Origin of the sequence: Pseudomonas sp. 28 E 9 (genome assembly GCF_900004785.1) — a bacterium.
GTDB lineage: Bacteria > Pseudomonadota > Gammaproteobacteria > Pseudomonadales > Pseudomonadaceae > Aquipseudomonas > Aquipseudomonas orientalis_A.
On the sequence record NZ_CVTK01000042.1, the window covers coordinates 180,315 to 196,701 of the forward strand.

At 63.7% G+C, this 16,387-nt stretch carries 15 protein-coding genes and 1 pseudogene; 11 read left to right on the forward strand and 5 right to left on the reverse strand.

The genetic code is table 11. From position 1 onward, the window contains the following. Positions 1 to 311: 311 nt before the first annotated feature. From BFQ00_RS11225 to BFQ00_RS30440, 9 genes are all read left to right on the forward strand, one after another. Positions 312 to 665, forward strand: a complete 354-nt coding sequence (locus BFQ00_RS11225) for a hypothetical protein (RefSeq protein ID WP_065885199.1) — start codon at positions 312 to 314, stop codon at positions 663 to 665. A 713-nt stretch (positions 666 to 1,378) separates the two neighbouring features. Next, complete coding sequence (locus BFQ00_RS11230) at positions 1,379 to 2,338, forward strand: AAA family ATPase (RefSeq protein WP_020301524.1); 960 nt, start codon at positions 1,379 to 1,381, stop codon at positions 2,336 to 2,338. A gap of 5 nt (positions 2,339 to 2,343) precedes the next feature. Next, positions 2,344 to 3,276: a DUF58 domain-containing protein gene (locus BFQ00_RS11235; RefSeq protein WP_065887789.1), complete on the forward strand. Its 933-nt coding sequence runs from the start codon at positions 2,344 to 2,346 to the stop codon at positions 3,274 to 3,276. Next, positions 3,273 to 3,767: a DUF4381 domain-containing protein gene (locus tag BFQ00_RS11240; RefSeq protein WP_065891781.1), complete on the forward strand. Its 495-nt coding sequence runs from the start codon at positions 3,273 to 3,275 to the stop codon at positions 3,765 to 3,767. Before BFQ00_RS11235 ends, BFQ00_RS11240 begins: the two co-directional genes overlap by 4 nt. Further along, on the forward strand, positions 3,760 to 4,848 hold the full coding sequence (locus BFQ00_RS11245; protein WP_065933561.1) for a vWA domain-containing protein: 1,089 nt from the start codon (positions 3,760 to 3,762) through the stop codon (positions 4,846 to 4,848). Before BFQ00_RS11240 ends, BFQ00_RS11245 begins: the two co-directional genes overlap by 8 nt. Next, positions 4,845 to 6,584 carry a tetratricopeptide repeat protein gene (locus BFQ00_RS11250; RefSeq protein WP_065933562.1) on the forward strand — a complete coding sequence of 580 codons (1,740 nt, stop codon included), beginning with the start codon at positions 4,845 to 4,847 and terminating at the stop codon, positions 6,582 to 6,584. The genes BFQ00_RS11245 and BFQ00_RS11250 overlap by 4 nt, the downstream gene beginning before the upstream one ends. Then, complete coding sequence (locus BFQ00_RS11255; protein ID WP_065887785.1) at positions 6,581 to 8,221, forward strand: BatD family protein; 1,641 nt, start codon at positions 6,581 to 6,583, stop codon at positions 8,219 to 8,221. The genes BFQ00_RS11250 and BFQ00_RS11255 overlap by 4 nt, the downstream gene beginning before the upstream one ends. Positions 8,222 to 8,653: 432 nt before the next feature. Further along, complete coding sequence (locus BFQ00_RS11260) at positions 8,654 to 8,893, forward strand: DUF6124 family protein (protein ID WP_065933563.1); 240 nt, start codon at positions 8,654 to 8,656, stop codon at positions 8,891 to 8,893. After that, complete coding sequence (locus tag BFQ00_RS30440; protein WP_371914193.1) at positions 8,871 to 9,173, forward strand: DUF6124 family protein; 303 nt, start codon at positions 8,871 to 8,873, stop codon at positions 9,171 to 9,173. The genes BFQ00_RS11260 and BFQ00_RS30440 overlap by 23 nt, the downstream gene beginning before the upstream one ends. A gap of 527 nt (positions 9,174 to 9,700) precedes the next feature. Here BFQ00_RS30440 and yghU read toward each other — a convergent pair. Both yghU and BFQ00_RS11270 read right to left on the reverse strand, forming a co-directional pair. Further along, positions 9,701 to 10,528: a glutathione-dependent disulfide-bond oxidoreductase gene (yghU, locus tag BFQ00_RS11265; protein ID WP_065933564.1), complete on the reverse strand. Its 828-nt coding sequence runs from the start codon at positions 10,526 to 10,528 to the stop codon at positions 9,701 to 9,703. A 44-nt stretch (positions 10,529 to 10,572) separates the two neighbouring features. Next, positions 10,573 to 11,799, reverse strand: coding sequence for an MFS transporter (locus BFQ00_RS11270; RefSeq protein WP_065933565.1), 1,227 nt, complete (start codon positions 11,797 to 11,799; stop codon positions 10,573 to 10,575). 65 nt (positions 11,800 to 11,864) lie between these two features. On the opposite strand from BFQ00_RS11270, the gene BFQ00_RS11275 reads away from it, so the two are divergent. After that, positions 11,865 to 12,851, forward strand: a complete 987-nt coding sequence (locus tag BFQ00_RS11275; RefSeq protein WP_065933569.1) for an AraC family transcriptional regulator — start codon at positions 11,865 to 11,867, stop codon at positions 12,849 to 12,851. Between the two features lie 167 nt (positions 12,852 to 13,018). Here BFQ00_RS11275 and BFQ00_RS11280 read toward each other — a convergent pair whose 3' ends face one another. After that, positions 13,019 to 13,786, reverse strand: coding sequence for an SDR family NAD(P)-dependent oxidoreductase (locus tag BFQ00_RS11280; protein WP_065892961.1), 768 nt, complete (start codon positions 13,784 to 13,786; stop codon positions 13,019 to 13,021). Between the two features lie 138 nt (positions 13,787 to 13,924). On the opposite strand from BFQ00_RS11280, the gene BFQ00_RS11285 reads away from it, so the two are divergent. Beyond that, positions 13,925 to 15,073 (forward strand): aldose epimerase family protein, encoded by a 1,149-nt coding sequence (locus BFQ00_RS11285; RefSeq protein WP_065887780.1) that lies wholly within the window; start codon positions 13,925 to 13,927, stop codon positions 15,071 to 15,073. A 115-nt stretch (positions 15,074 to 15,188) separates the two neighbouring features. Here the strand turns inward: BFQ00_RS11285 and araH are convergent, their stop codons facing one another. Together araH and araG are read right to left on the reverse strand one after the other, a co-directional pair. Then, on the reverse strand, positions 15,189 to 16,157 hold the full coding sequence (gene araH / locus BFQ00_RS11290; protein ID WP_065887779.1) for an L-arabinose ABC transporter permease AraH: 969 nt from the start codon (positions 16,155 to 16,157) through the stop codon (positions 15,189 to 15,191). A gap of 9 nt (positions 16,158 to 16,166) precedes the next feature. Next, positions 16,167 to 16,387: pseudogene (gene araG / locus BFQ00_RS11295) on the reverse strand (L-arabinose ABC transporter ATP-binding protein AraG); the annotation flags it as partial.

A 16,387-nucleotide genomic window follows, 5' to 3' on the forward strand; every position in this document is an offset into this window, starting at 1 on the left:
GGTGACGGTACGACGGGCAGGTCAGGCGCCTGGCACGGAGCACATCCGTTGCGCAGCTTAACGAGTGTGGGAAGCGCGCTGCTTGCGGTGCTGCGACATATTCGGTCATCGGCAAGCAGGTGTGGGGTTGCAACTTGGGCAACCGGTTTTTTTCGGGTAAAAAACCACCTGCTTTCAAGCCTGCGAGTGCCAGAAATGACTGATACCGCTCGCAAGGTCATGCCCAGGGGTGTGACACATCGTGCAGCATAAAATTCGCCGCAATGGCACAATTGCCCCGCGCAACGCCCCTCCCCAACACAGGATTCTCCATGCTGCAGCTGAAAACCGATGCCTTGATGGCCACTCCGTGCGACGACGAAGAAGACAACATGGCCATGCTCTGCTGCCACGGCAAGAATGGCGAGATGTTCATGCTCAGCCGTTACCCGGACGAAGACGACGTGGAGTTGACCTGGGATTATGAGCCATCGACGCTGGCCGGGCTCAAGGTAACGCTGAGCGACACCACTCTGTCGGTAGAACTGGCCGCCGGTGATGCCGATGCGCTGGGGGGCAAGGACCACCTTGAGATTACTCATGCCACGGCCGCATCCGACCTGGCCGAGGTCGAACAGACCCTGCAGAACATCCTCAAAGGCACCGGCACCTTCACCCGGATTTAAGCTGCACCGAAGGAGGGCGCTTGCCCTGATACTGTAGGAGCGAGCTTGCTCGCGAAAAACTCACAGGCACCGCGTTCATTCAGGAAACGCGCGTTATCGTTGACGTTTTTCGCGAGCAAGCTCGCTCCTACACAACGCAGCCGCGCCCACCCGTAACCACGATGCGAAGCGAGCCGCTCTTGATCTGGCTTTTGATCTTGATCTTAGGCGCCCCGTTAAACCACGCTGGCCGAACGCAGGCTTGAATCCGTGGGCCCACGGATTCAAGCCTTCGATCGGGCACACCGAGCCCAGGCGAGGTGCCGAGTGGTGGGGCAAGAGCGTTTTGCTTACTTTTGCGCTTTTCAAAAGTGAGCCGCTGTAAAAGCGGAACCATTAGCAGCCGTTACCTAAATAATGGATATGTACTCGGTCTGATCCAAGATACTGGCTGGCCCTGAGGCCGCCATCGGGGGCAAGCCCCCTCCCACATTTGGACCTCGGAGCGTCAGGTAGATACGCGTTGGCTGTGCGGCCGTCACCGGAGCAAGCCCCCTCCCACCTCGACTGTGCTCACCCCAGCAAGCCCCCCCCTACACAAAATTCCTACAAGTTTTGCCAAAAATACCCGTCACGCCGTTAGTCGCCACACCCCGCGATGCATTAAAGTAAGCCCCCCAGGCCGGTGTTTTTTTCCTGACACCCAGGCTCATCTTTTCCAGGAACCGTCATCGATGGAACATCGTGAAGCGCTGCTAGCGCTGCGAACCTTTCTTTCTACGCAGATTCTCGGCCAGGAAAAACTCATCGATCGCCTGCTGATCGCCCTGCTCGCCGACGGCCATATGCTGGTCGAAGGCGCGCCGGGCCTGGCCAAGACCAAGGCCATCAAAGAGCTGGCTGAAGGCATCGAAGCGCAGTTCCATCGTATCCAGTTCACCCCCGACCTGTTGCCCGCCGACATCACCGGCACCGAAATCTATCGTCCGGAAACCGGCAGCTTCGTGTTCCAGCAAGGCCCGATCTTTCACAACCTGGTGCTGGCGGACGAAATCAACCGTGCGCCGGCCAAGGTCCAGTCGGCGTTGCTCGAGGCCATGGCCGAGCGCCAGGTCAGCGTGGGGCGCAGCACCTACGAGCTGTCGCCACTGTTTCTGGTCATGGCCACGCAAAACCCCATCGAGCAGGAAGGCACCTACCCGTTGCCTGAGGCCCAGCTCGACCGGTTCCTGATGCACGTCAAGATCGGTTTCCCGGATGCCGCCGTCGAACGGCGCATCCTGCAACAGGCCCGTGGCGAAGCGCTCAACGGCGAAACCAAGCCCGAGCGCCGCGTCAGTCAGCAGGCGATCTTTGCCGCGCGCAAGGAAATCCTCGGCCTGTACATGGCCGATGCGGTGGAGGAATACCTGGTGCAACTGGTCATGGCGACGCGCACCCCGGCCAAGTTCGACCCGGAAATGGCCGAGTGGATTGCCTATGGCGCCAGCCCGCGCGGCTCCATCGCCCTGGACCGCTGCGCGCGTGCCCATGCCTGGCTGGCCGGTCGCGACTTCGTCAGCCCCGAAGATATCCAGGCGGTATTGTTCGACGTGTTGCGCCACCGCATCATCCTGTCGTTCGAAGCCGAGGCCGCGGGTGTAGACCAGGACCGCGTGGTGCAACGCATCCTTGACGTCGTTGCCGTCGCTTGAAGTCGATGAACGCGAGCGCGGGTATCCACGTCACGCTCAGTGAATTGATCGAGATGCGCCATCGCGTGCGGGAAGTGCAATTGTTTTCCACCCCCGGCCAGCGCAGCCCGTTGATCGGCCTGCATCACTCCAAGCTGCGCGGGCGCGGTGTGGATTTCGACCAGGTGCGCGTGTATCAGGCCGGGGACGACGTGCGCACCATCGACTGGCGCGTGACGGCGCGTACCCAGGAGCCCCACACCAAGCTGTTCCACGAAGAGCGCGAACGGCCGATTTTCATCATGGTCGAGCAAAGCTGCCGGCTGTTTTTCGGCTCGGGGCAGATGTTCAAGTCGGTACTCGCCGCACAAGCCGCCAGCCTGATCGGCTGGGCGGCGCTGGGGCATAACGACCGCGTGGGCGGCCTGGTGTTCGGCGACAGCGAGCATTACGAAATCAAACCCCGGCGCAGCAAGCAAAGCCTGCTGCAACTGCTCAACCGCCTGGTGCGGGTCAACCAGAGCCTCACCACCGAGAGCCTTCCTGAAGCCGACGCGCTGGGCATGGCCCTGCGCCGTGGCCGCGAAGTGCTGCGCCCGGGCAGCCTGGGCATTGTGATCTGTGATGAACGAGCGCTCACCGAAGGCGCCGAGCAACAGTTGAGCCTGCTGTCGCGCCACTGCGACCTGCTGCTGTTGCCCATCTCCGACCCGCTGGACCACGCCCTGCCCGCCGCCGGCTTGCTGCGCTTTGCGCAACGAGGCGCGCAACTGGAACTGGACACGCTCAATTTCGATTTGCGCCAGGCCTACAAGGCCCAGGCCGAAGCGCGCATCGCCCGCTGGGAATTGCTCGCGCAGAAGCTACGGGTGCTATTGATGCCATTGAGCACCCAGAGTGAAATGGTCGAGCAACTGCGCGAATACCTCAACCCGCAACGCCCGGTCAAAAAACAATGAGCAGCCTCGACCAACTGCAACCGCTGATCGCCCCGCCGGCCATCGGCTTCTGGCCGCCCGCGCCGGGCTGGTGGCTGCTGTTGCTGGTGATCCCGTTGCTCGGCTGGGGCGCCTGGCGGCTGCGGCGCTGGCTGCCCGCCCGCCAGCCTATCGCGCGCGCCGAACAACCCCTGGACCCGCTGCGCATCGCGGCCCTGGCGGAGCTGGCGCTGATGCCCAAGCCCTATGACGGCGCGCCCGCCGGTGCCTGGCTGCAACAACTCAATGGCCTGCTCAAGCGCCTGTGCCGCAACGACTACCCCTACAGCCAAAGCCACACCCTCAACGGCCGCAAATGGCTGGCGTTCCTGGATAACCGCTGCCCCGCCGCCGGCCTCACGCGCTGGATGGTGCTGGTCGAAGGCGCCTACAAGCCCGAATGCAAACTCGACGACAAGGCCATCGCCGGCCTGACGCAAGCCGTCGACACCTGGATTCGCAAACATGTTTGAGTTCGCCTGGCCGTGGATTTTCACCCTGTTGCCGTTGCCGTGGCTGATGCGCCTTATCCTGCCGGTGGCCGACAGCGGCGAACCGGCCTTGAAGGTCAGCTACCTCACCGACCTCCAAAGCCTGGCCCGGCGCCGCGCCCGGATCAATCTGCCGGGCTGGCGCCAGCAGGCACCGTACGTGGTGCTGTGGCTGCTGCTGTTGACCGCCGCCGCACGCCCGGAATGGCTTGGCGAGCCGCTGCCGATTGCCGCCAGTGGCCGCGACCTGCTGGTGGCCGTGGATGTCTCCGGTTCCATGGACTTTCCCGACATGCACTGGCAGGACGAGGACGTCAGCCGCCTGGCCCTGGTCAAGCACCTGCTCGGTGACTTTCTTGAAGAGCGTGAGGGCGACCGCGTAGGCCTGATCCTGTTCGGCAGCCAGGCCTACCTGCAAGCGCCGCTGACCTTCGACCGGCGCACCGTGCGCACCTGGCTGGACGAAGCGCGCATCGGCATTGCCGGCAAGAACACTGCGATCGGCGACGCCATCGGCCTGGCCTTGAAACGCTTGCGTCAGCGCCCGGCGCAAAGCCGCGTGCTGATCCTGGTGACCGACGGCGCCAATAACGCCGGGCAAATCGACCCGCTCACCGCCGCGCGCCTGGCCGCTGAAGAAGGCGTGAAAATCTATCCGATCGGCATCGGCGCCGACCCCGAGCAAACCGGTTCCCTGGGCATTCTGGGCGTAAACCCGAGCCTGGACCTCGACGAACCGGCGCTCAAGGCCATCGCCGAGGCCACCGGCGGCCAGTATTTTCGCGCCCGTGATGGCAAGGAGCTGGAACAGATCAAGGCCACCCTCGACACCCTGGAGCCCGTCGAACAGCAACCCACCCGCGCCCGCCCCGCTCACGCGCTGTACAGCGGCCCTTTGGCCCTGGCGCTGCTGCTGAGCCTGTTGCTGGTGGTGCAGGAGCGCTGGCCGAACAACGCCTTACAGCGGCTGTACGACAAACTGTCGAGCAGGGGCCTGTTCCTGCCACAAAGCCCTGAATGGCGACAGCGCCTCAAGCGCCTGCGCCTGCGGAGACGTCGATGATCGCCTTGTGGCCGCACTGGCTGCGTCCCTGGTGGCTGTTGCTGCTGCCGCTGCTCGGCTGGTTGCTGTGGCAACTGTGGCACCGGCAAAAGCGCGCCGGACGCTGGCAGATCATCCTGCCGCCGGCCTTCCACGCCGTACTGCTCAGCGGCGGCAACGGTCGCGAAAGCAAATCCCCCTGGGTCGTGCTGGGCATCGCCTGGCTGCTGGCCGTGCTGGCGCTGCTGGGCCCCAGTTGGCAGCGGGTTGAACAACAGAGCCAAAAGCCTTCCGACCCGCTGGTGGTACTGCTGGAACTCACCCCCGAAATGCTCGCCACCGACAGCCCGCCCAATCGCCTCGAGCAGGCGCGGCGCAAGCTGTACGACCTGTTGCAGGCGCGCACGGATGCACAAACCGCCATCGTCGTGTATGCCGGCAGCGCCCACACCCTGGTGCCGCTGTCCGATGACCTGGCCACCAGCCGTAACCTGCTTGAAGCGCTGCGCCCCTCGATCATGCCCGAGCCCGGCCACCGCGCCGACCTCGCGGTGGACAAGGCCCTGGCGCTGCTCAAGCACGGCGGCCTCGGCCAGGGGCGCCTGCTGCTGATCGGCTCGTCGTTGTCCAAGCAGGAACGCCAGGGCATTCGTCTGCTGCTGCAAGGTAACCAGACGCCAAGCCTGACGATCCTCGGCATCGGCAGCCGTGAAGGCACGCCGGTCACCCAGGAAAGCGGCGAATTCCTCAAGGACGAACAGGGTGCGATTCTGATCCCGCGCCTGGACAGCCCGACCCTCAAGGCGTTCGCCAGCGAAATGGGCGGCCGCTACCGAGCGGCGCGCCTGGACGACAAAGACCTGCGGCAACTGGGCGTACTCGATCCGCCCCAAACCCTGCGCGACGACGGTCAGCGACTGCGCCTGGACACCTGGGCCGACCAAGGTTACTGGCTGCTCCTGCCGCTGCTGCTGTTGGCCGCCTGCGCCGGACGGCGCGGCTGGCTGTTTTGCCTGCCGCTGCTCTTGATGGCCGCACCGCAGCCCAGCTACGCCTTCGAATTCCAGGACCTGTGGCTGCGCCCCGACCAGCAGGGCCAGTACCTGCTGAAGAAAAAACGCCCCGCCGAGGCCGCCGAACGCTTCCAGGACCGGCAATGGCAAGGCGTGGCCCTGTACGAAGCGGGCAACTACGCCGAGGCCATCAAGCGTTTTGCCGAAGCTGACACCGCCTACGCCCACTACAATCGGGGTAACGCCCTGGCCCGGTCCGGTGCGCTGGAAGCTGCAGTCGACGCCTACGAACAGGCGCTGGAAGCCCAGCCCGATCTGCAACCGGCCTTGAAAAACAAGGCGCTGGTGGAAAGCCTGCTGCAGCAACACGCGCAGCCCGAGCCCGACGAAGCGGAAAAAAACCAGGATGACGAAACCACCCAACCCGGCCAAACTGCGCAACCGGGCGCCGACGGGCAAAAGGCCGAGGGTGGCGAGCAATCCGCTCAGGGCCAGGGCCAGACCGGCAACGGCGCTACCGACACGGCTACCGCGCCGCCCACCGGCAGCAACGAAGTGCCCGGCAGCGAACTGGGCGATGAGCACACCACCACGCCGCCGCTGCGCCCAACCGATGCCAGCCTTGACGGCGAACACCGCCAGGCGCTGGAGCAATGGCTGCAGCAGATCCCGGACAACCCCGGCGAGCTGCTGCGGCGCAAATTCTGGTACGAACAGCAACAGCATCAGGACAAGACTCGATGAGCCGCCGCACCACCCTTCTGCTCCTGCTCGCCTTGTCGGCAGGCCACGCCCAGGCGGCGAACCTGGTCGCCAGCGTGGACCGCAGCCGCCTCAATTCCGGGGAAACGGTGGAACTGACGGTGGAGTCCAGCGACGTGACCCAGTTCGGCAAACCCGACCTGTCGCCCCTGGATGCACAGTTCGAAGTCAGCGGCACGCGCCAGATCAACCAACTCACTACCCTGGGCGGCGATAACCACGCGACCACGCGCTGGATCATCACCCTGTTGCCCCGGGAAAACGGCACGGTGGTGATCCCGCCTCTGCAGGTGGGCGAGCTCAAGACCCAGCCGATTACCCTGCAGGTGGTGGAAACCGCCAGCCAGAACACCAGCGCCGAACTGGCGCCGGTGTTTGTCGAAGCCAGCCTCGACCAGACCAGCGTCTATGTGCAGGCCCAGGCCCTGTTGACCGTGCGCGTGTATCACTCGGTGTCGCTGTATGACGACAGCAGCCTGACGCCCCTGCAAATTCCCGATGCACGCGTGGAGCAACTGGGCGAGTCGCGCACCTATGAAAAAGTCATCAACAGCATTCGCCATGGCGTGATCGAAACCCGCTACGCGATCTACCCCCAGCGCAGCGGGCCGTTGGCAATTGCGGCGCAGACATTCAGCGCCACGTTGGTGGAGTCACGCCCGCCGCAGGAGAACACCCTGCAGGGCACCAAGCCGGGCAAGCTGATCCACGCAAGCTCGGCCCCCCTGGCGCTGACGGTCAAGCCCAAGCCCGAGTTCTACCCCGCCGACGCGCCGTGGTTGCCGGCGCGCAGCCTGAGCCTGAACGAAGCCTGGAACCCCGCGCCGGAGCATGTGCAGGTCGGTGACTCGCTGACGCGCAGCCTCACGGTCAAGGTCGAAGGCCTGTCCAGCGCGCAACTGCCGGCGCTGCCCAGCACCGAAGTCAACGGCCTGCGGCGCTACCCGGATCAACCGGTATTGGGCAACGAGACCCGCGACCGCGGCCTGGTCGGCAGCCGTGAAGACCGCGAAGCCCTGGTGCCCACCCGTGCCGGAGCGCTGGAACTGCCCGCCGTGGAAGTGGTGTGGTGGAACACCCACGAAGACCACCTTGAACGCACCACCCTGCCGGCCCGCACCCTGCAAGTGGCGATCAACCCGAGCCTGGTGGTGGACACCCCCGCCATGCCGACCGTCATCACCGCGCCGGACGACGAGCGCCTGTGGCTGTGGCAACTGAGCACCGTGCTGCTGGCCTGCACCACCTTGCTGGGCTTCGGCCTGTGGTGGCGCGCCCGCCGCCAGCCCGCCGTGCAACGCGCCGCGCAAACCGGCCCCAGCCCGCGCACCCTGCTCGAGGACCTCAAGCGCGCCACCCAGGCCAACGACCCCCAGGCCACCCGCCAGGCCCTCGACGCCTGGGCGCGCCAACAACCGGAAACCCTGGCCGACATGGCGGCGCGCTTCGTGCCGCTGTCGGATGCCCTGGACGGGCTCAATGGCGCGCTGTACAGCGAGAGCGGCCAGTATTGGCTGGGCGAAGACCTGTGGCGCGCGATCAAGGCCATCCCCGTGGCAGAGCGCGAACAAGACCCGGCCCTGGACACCACCAGCCTGCCGCCGCTCTATCCCAAGTAAAACGATCAATCCCCCAAAACACTGAAGATCCAAATGTGGGAGGGGGCTAGCCCCCGATAGCGGTGTATCAGCGACAACAGCGCTGGCTGACACACCGCATCGGGGGCAAGCCCCCTCCACAGGATCGCGCCCACTCAGATATATCCCACAACCGTTTCAGGTTGTCCCTCGGAACTTCGCTGGCTAACCTCCTCGCCGTCGCTGCCAATTCAGCGACCGGATTTGACCGTCCGATTTCAAAAGAGCAACTGCGCCAACACCAATCTGGGCGTTTTTTTACGTCTGATGTATCGTGTCGCGGCAGCTGTACGCGGGATACCTTCGGGTATGCCGGTTTTGCTCCTTTTGACCGGTCGGTCAACCCGCGTATTGCTGCCACCCTCTTCGATTGACCGCGAATCGTGGCAGCTCCATTCTTAAAGGAGTTTCACCATGATCAAAGACACCCCCAATCCTCCAGAACAACTCTTTACCGTACGCCCCAACCTGGGCACGGAAACCTTGCTGGTCAACGCCTCCCAGGACCTGGCATCCATCACCGACATCGCCACCCACCTCGCTTTCGAAATCAGCGGACCCCATCGCAATGTAGCGCTGGGCATCTGCCGGATGCTTGAAGGCGTGCAACTAATGGTGGACAAGGTGCTGGATGAGGCCTGCCCAGCCACGTAAATCTGGAGCGTATAAAATCCTCCAAAACACTGAAGATCCAAATGTGGGAGGGGGCTTGCCCCCGATAGCGGTGTATCAGCGACAACAGCGCTGGCTGACACACCGCATCGGGGGCAAGCCCCCTCCCACAGGATCGCGCCCACTCAGATATATCGCCACCCACCTCGCTTTCGAAATCAGCGGACCCCATCGCAATGTAGCGCTGGGCATCTGCCGGATGCTTGAAGGCGTGCAGCTAATGGTGGACAAGGTGCTGGATGAGGCCTGCCCAGCCACGTAAATCTGGAGCGTATAAAATCCCCAAAACACTGGAGATCCAAATGTGGGAGGGGGCTTGCCCCCGATAGCGGTGGGTCAGCGACAACAGCGCTGGCTGACACACCGCATCGGGGGCAAGCCCCCTCCCACATTTGGACCGCGGATCGACACACGATACCGGTCGGCTCTAAGGCCGCCGCGCTTTTGCTTTTGATCTTGAGCGCCCCGTTAAACCACGCTGGCCGAACGCAGGCTTGAATCCGTGGGCAACCCGGCAGGACGCCGGGTTAGCCGCACTGGGCCATGGATGGCCCATTGCGGCGGCCCACGGATTCAAGCCGGCGTTCGGGCACACCGAGCCCAGGCGAGGTGCCGAGTGGTGGGGCAAGAGCGTTTTGCTTACTTTTGCGCTTTTCAAAAGTGAGCCGCTGTAAAAGCGGAACCATTAGCAGCCGTGACCGAAGAAACGGATATGTACTCGGTCTGATCCAACATCCTGGTCGGCCCAGAGGCCGCCATCGGGAGCCCCCCTCCCACATTGGATTTCACTCAGTCCAGATCACGTGCATCATGGCGCTCAGCCAACTGACCGTCGCCCGACACCCGATTCACCCGCCGCCCACGCTGCACCGCCGGCCGCGCATCGATCGCATCGGCCCAGCGCAACACATGCTTGTACTCATGCACCGACAGAAACTCCGCCGCCCCATACAAGCGCCCTTTCACCAACCCGCCGTACCAGGGCCAGATAGCGATATCGGCAATGGTGTACTCATCCCCGGCAATGTACTCGCTCACCGCCAGGCGCTTGTCCAGCACATCCAGCTGCCGCTTGGCCTCCATGGCAAAGCGATTGATCGGGTACTCCATCTTGCTTGGCGCATACGCATAGAAATGCCCGAAGCCGCCGCCCAGATACGGTGCGCTGCCCATCTGCCAGAACAGCCACGACAGGCACTCGGCACGCGCCGCAGGTTCGGCGGGGAAGAACGCCGCGAATTTTTCGGCCAGGTATTGCAGGATCGCGCCCGACTCGAACACGCGAATCGGCGCCGCGCCGCTGTGATCCATCAACGCCGGAATCTTCGAATTCGGGTTGACCCCCACGAAGCCGCTGCCGAACTGGTCGCCGTCGCCGATCTTGATCAGCCATGCGTCGTATTCGGCGCCGGTGTGCCCGAGGGCCAGCAACTCTTCGAGCAGGATGGTGACCTTCTGCCCGTTGGGCGTGGCCAGGGAATACAGTTGCAAGGGATGCTTGCCCACCGGCAGCGCTTGCTCATGGGTGGCGCCGGCGATGGGCCGGTTGATGCTGGCGAAGGTGCCGCCGCTCTCGGCGTCCCAGGTCCAGACCTTGGGGGGTACGTAGTCAGCCATGTTCAATGCTCCTGGAGCGCTTGCGATCAACGAAGGGTTTCAGACTAAACCAAAGACGGGTGGTGCGTCACACTCAGGTCACCGTCCTGCCCTGGTACCTGCACACGCAGTGCGATGAGCAACGCCGCGAGCAGCATCAACACACCCGCCCCGACAAACACCCCGCCAATGCCGCTGACGCTGAACATCAACCCGCCACCGGCAGCGCCCGCAGCGATGGCCGACTGCACCGACGCCACCACCATGCCTCCGGCACTTTCGGCCTGATCCGGCACCGCACGCGCGACCCAGTTCGACCACGCCACGGGCACGCCGCCAAACGCCATGCCCCACAGCGCCAGGAGCAGCGCCTGGGTCGGCAGTGACGCAGGCAGCCAGACCAACGCCAGTGCCGCAACGCCCACCAGCACCGGCATCAACACCAGCGTTGCCCGTGGGTGGCGCACCAGCAACCAACCGGCGAACAGCGTGCCGGCGAAGTTCGCCACGCCGAAACCCAGCAGCATCAGCGCCAGCCCTTCGGTGCCGACGCCGGTGGTGCTTTCCAGGAACGGCCGGATATAAGTGAACAGCGCGAAATGCGCGGTGTGCACCAAGACGCAGCCGAACATGCCCATGGCGATGCCGGGGCGCAGCAACACGTGCAGCACGGTGCGCAGGCGCGCGGTGCCATTGGGCGCCAGGCGCGGCAGCGTGAATGCCTGGAAGGCCAGGGTCACCACGCCGACGGCGGCCGCCGCGATAAATGCACTGCGCCAGCCGTACAGGCCACCCAGGTAGCTGCCCAGCGGCACGGCGACCACGGTACCCAATGCGATCCCGCTGAAAATGATCGACAGCGCCCGGGGCAAGGACGCCGCAGGCACCAGGCGCATTGCCACCGCCGCCGCCATGCTCCAGAAACCGCCGAGGGCAATGCCCAGCAGGATGCGCATCAGCAACAGCACCGTCAGGCTGGAGGACAGCGCCACCAGCAGGTTGGAGGCAATCATCAGCGTGGAAAAGCCCAGCAGCACGATGCGCCGGTCGATACCACGGGTCAGGCCGGGCACCAGCAAACCGGCGAACAGCGCCACTACCGCCGTCACCGTGACCGCTTGCCCGGCCAGTGCCTCTGTAACGCCCAGGTCCAGGGCCATCGGCGTCAACAGGCTGGCCGGCAAATACTCAGCCGTGAGCAAGCCGAACACCCCCATCGCCAGGGAAAATACCGCCAGCCAGGCCGGCTCTGCCACAACGCCTGCAGGCGCATGGGCTGCACAATCAGTCATAACAAGTCTTCCTACAGTCATTAACGTGGCGCTCAGTCTAGGTAGGCCGGCCAGGATGATCTATGATGCAGAACCTTGATTATTTGACTGAAACCCCGAATATGACATCAGTGGACGCTTTCACCGCTTCCTCCGACCTGATCAATGAATTGCTGCGCGGCATGCGCCTGCGGGGTGTGCAGTACCGGCGCATCCAGGCCGGGCCTACGTTCGGCATGGCCTTTGATGCCAAGCCGGGCCATGCCTATTTTCACTTCCTCGCGGCCGGTCACGCCACGCTGCGTGCCGAGGACGGCAGCCTTTTCGCCCTGTCGGCCGGCAACGCGGTGTTCGTCTCCCACGGCGGCGCGCACGCGCTGTTATCCGCGCCGGATGCGGCTGTGCAGGACATCAGTGATTTCGACAGCGCACCGCTGGGGGATACCGTCTGCGCCGTGAACGCCTCACCCGATACCGTCCCCGACAGGCTGTTGTTCAGTGCATGCATGGAGTTCGAGCTCGGCAGCCTCCACGGGCTCGGCAACCTGATGCCGGCCCTGATGCTGATCGATGCCGCAGGCCAGCGTTACCCGGGACTGATGCCGATTCTGGCGGTCATGGAACGCGAAGTGTCCGCGGCGCGCGTGGGTTATGCCGGTATCCTCGCGCGCCTCGCCGATGTGGTGGCGGCGATGATCGTACGGGGTTGGGTCGAGTGCGCCTGTGGCAACGCCTCGGGTCTGGTCGCGGCGTTACGCGACCCGCGCCTGGCCCCCGCCCTGCTCGCCCTGCATCAGCAACCGGGCCACGACTGGAGCGTGGCGCAGCTTGCCACCCAGTGTCATACCTCGCGCTCGGTGTTCGCCGATCGCTTCCAGGCCGCCCTCGGCGTACCGCCGCTGCGCTATGCCACGGAACTGCGTATGCGCCTGGCCAGCCAATGGCTGACCCTGGAGCGCATGCCCATCGACACCGTGGCGCAGCGCCTCGGCTATACCTCCCAGGCGGCGTTCAGCCGTGCCTTCAAGCGCATTACCGGACAGCCGCCCGGCGCTGCAAGGCGTTCGCTATGAAGGCCTGAAGCAGCACGCAGCCTTCATAAGCACCACTGTTCAAATGTGGGAGGGGCGGTGCGACGATTCGACTTGCCCCCGATAGCGGTGTGTCAGCCGGCTTATATGTGACTGGTACACCGCCATCGGGGGCAAGCCCCCTCCCACATTTGGACCGCGGCGTGGGCCTACACCCAACCACCATCCACGATAAAGTTCTGCGCCGAACACATCGCCGAGGCGTCGGAAGCCAAAAACAGCGCCATATTGGCGATATGCTCGGGCATCACACTGCCCGGCAGGCACTGGCTGCGGGCGATCAGCTCGCGGGCGGCGTCGTCCACCCACAGGGCCAGTTGTTTTTCCGTCATCACCCAGCCTGGCACGAGTGTGTTGACGCGGATGCGGTGCGGCCCCAGCTCCCGAGCCAGGCCACGGGTCATGCCGTGGGCGGCGGCCTTGCTGGCGGCGTACACCGGGTAGCCGGCGGAGGCCATCATCCAGCCGACGGAGCCGAGGTTGATGATCGAGCCGCCACCGGCGTGTTTCATCATCGGTGCCACGGCCTTGGCGGCAAAGAACGCGTGCTTGAGGTTGACCGCAATCAGGCGGTCGAACATCTCCGAGTCGATTTCCTCCAAGGTATGGCGCACATCGTTCGCGGCGTTGTTGACCAGTACCGTGATCGGGCCTAGGGAGTGCTCGAAACGCCCGATCGCTGCACGGTAGCCAATCTCGTCGGTGATATCGCAGCATTCGAACTCGACGGTATGCCCCTTGGAGTTCAACAGCGCCGCCAGGCGTTCGCCCTGGCTTTGTGCGCGGTCCACGAAGGCCACCTTGGCGCCCTGGGCCGCGAAGGCCCGCACCATGAATTCGCCGATGCCGGAGGCCCCGCCGGAGATCATTACGGTCTTGCCCTTGAGGTCGGGATACAGGGCGTGCTCAGTACTCATAACGTGATGCCTCGATCAATTAGTCTTATTTTATTTTACGAAATCGGCGTTAAAGGCTATAAATTCGCTGTCCAAGTGACGAAATATCGCACATTAGTAGAACTATTCAATCCTAAAACAACAAAAGGAAGTTCGACCATGAAGCACCCTCGATACCTGCTGTCCGGCCTGGCGCTGTCCATGCTGATCGCCAGCGGCGGCGCACATGCCGCCGGCTTGAGCAGCGAACACAAACCCTTCGGCAAAACCAACGACGGCACCGCCGTCGAACAATACGTGCTGCGCAACAGCCATGGCATGCAAGCCACGGTAATTACCTACGGCGGTGTGCTGCAGTCGCTGAAGGTGCCGGACAAACACGGCAAGGTCGACGACGTGGTGCTGGGTTTTGACGACGTGCAGGGCTACCAGGCCGGCACCGCGTTTTTCGGCGCGACCATTGGCCGCTTCGGCAATCGCCTGGCCGGCGGTGCCTTTGAACTCGACGGCAAACGCTACCAGGTGCCGCTCAACGACGGCCCCAACTCGCTGCATGGCGGCGCCCAGGGCTTCGACAAGCAGGTGTGGCAAGCCAAGCCGCTCAAGGACAAGGATTCGGTCGGGGTCACCCTCACCTACCTGTCCAGGGACGGTGAAATGGGCTTCCCCGGCAACCTGAAAACCGAAGTCACCTATCGCCTGAACGACAAGAACGAACTGCACATCGATTACACCGCCACCACCGACAAACCGACCGTGCTCAACCTCACCAACCACAGCTACTTCAACCTGGCCGGCGCGGGCAATGGCGACATCCTCAAGCAGGTCGCCACCCTGCACGCCAGCCATTACACACCGGTGAATGCCACCCTGATCCCCACCGGCGAACTGGCGCCGGTCAAGGGCACGCCGATGGACTTCCTCAAGCCCACGCCTATCGGCCAGCACATCAAGGACGACCACCCGCAGCTCAAGTTTGCCGAACCGAAACAGGGCGGGTTCGACTTCAACTGGGCGCTGGATACCAAGGGTGACGTCAAGCAGCTGGCGGCCGAGGTGCATGATCCCGAGTCGGGTCGGCGTTTGCAGCTCTACACCAGCGAGCCTGGGGTGCAGTTCTATACCAGCAACTTCCTGGACGGTTCGATGAAGGGCAAGGGCGGCAAGGCCTATCAGCATTGGAGCGGATTCACCCTGGAGACCCAGCACTTTCCGGATGCGCCTAACCAGCCTGGTTTTGCCTCGACTCGCTTGAACCCAGGGCAAACCTACACCCAGAACACCATTTTTAAATTCACTGCCGATTAAAACTGTGGGAGGGGGCTTGCCCCCGATTGCGGTGGGTCAGCTACAGATGCATCAACTGACTCACCGCTATCGGGGGCAAGCCCCCTCCCACATTTGATCTCCTGATGACTTGGATTCAGCGTTGCTTCATGCGGTCGATGACCACGGCCAGCAGCAGGATCGAGCCACGGATCACATACTGATAAAACGTGTCGATGTTCTTCAGGTTCATCGCATTCTCGATGATCGCCAGAATCAACACCCCGGCAATCACATGGCGAATCATGCCGATACCGCCACTCAATGACACCCCGCCCAGCACACAGGCCGAAATCACCGTCAGCTCGAAGCCCTGGCCGATCATGGGTTGGCCGGAGGTCATGCGCGAGGCCAGGATCACCCCGGCCAACGCGCCGATCAAACCGTGCACGGCGAAGATCAGGATCTTGGTGCGGTCCACGTTCACGCCGGCCAGCAACGCCGCTTCCGGGTTACCGCCGATGGCCATGGTGTTGCGCCCGTAGGTGGTGTAATTGAGCAACCAGCCGAAGAACAGAAAGCACACGATGGTGATCAGGATCGGCACCGGCACGCCGAACAACTGGCCGTTGCCGAACACGAAGAACTGATCCTGGGACACGCCCACCGCTTTGCCGTCGGCAAAGATATAGGCCAGGCCACGCACGATCTGCATGGTCGCCAGGGTGGTGATCAACGCGTTGACCCGCAGCTTGGCGATGACGATGCCGTTGATCAGGCCCACCATCAAGCCCATCAACAGCGCCGCGCCGATGCCCAGCATCACGCTGTCGGTGTCGCGCATCACAATCGCCGCCACCACGCCGGCGCAGGCAATCACCGAGCCCACCGACAAGTCGAAATGCCCGGAGGCCAGGCAGAACAGCATGGTGCACGCGGCAATGCCCACCGTGGAAATCGCCAGGCCCAGCCCGCGCATATTCAGCGGCGAGAGGAAGTTATCGATCAACAAGGCACACAGCACAAAGATGCCTATCGCCGCCAGCAGCATGGCCCAATTGTCGAGCAGTGCGCGCAGATCGAGGGGTTTGCGTGCCGAGGGCAACGCGTTGTTTTGAAGGGTCATGGTCGTCTCTCAGTTCGCCAGGCCGCGCGGCAAGGCCAGCTGCAGCAGGTTGGATTCAGTCGCGTTTTCGCGCAGTTGTTCACCGCGCATGGCGCCTTCGCACAGCACCAGGATGCGGTCGGAAATGCCCATCACCTCCATCAGGTCGCTGGACACCACGATCACCGCAATACCCTGGGCCGCGAGGTTGTGGATGATCTGATAGATCTCCGATTTGGCGCCGATATCGA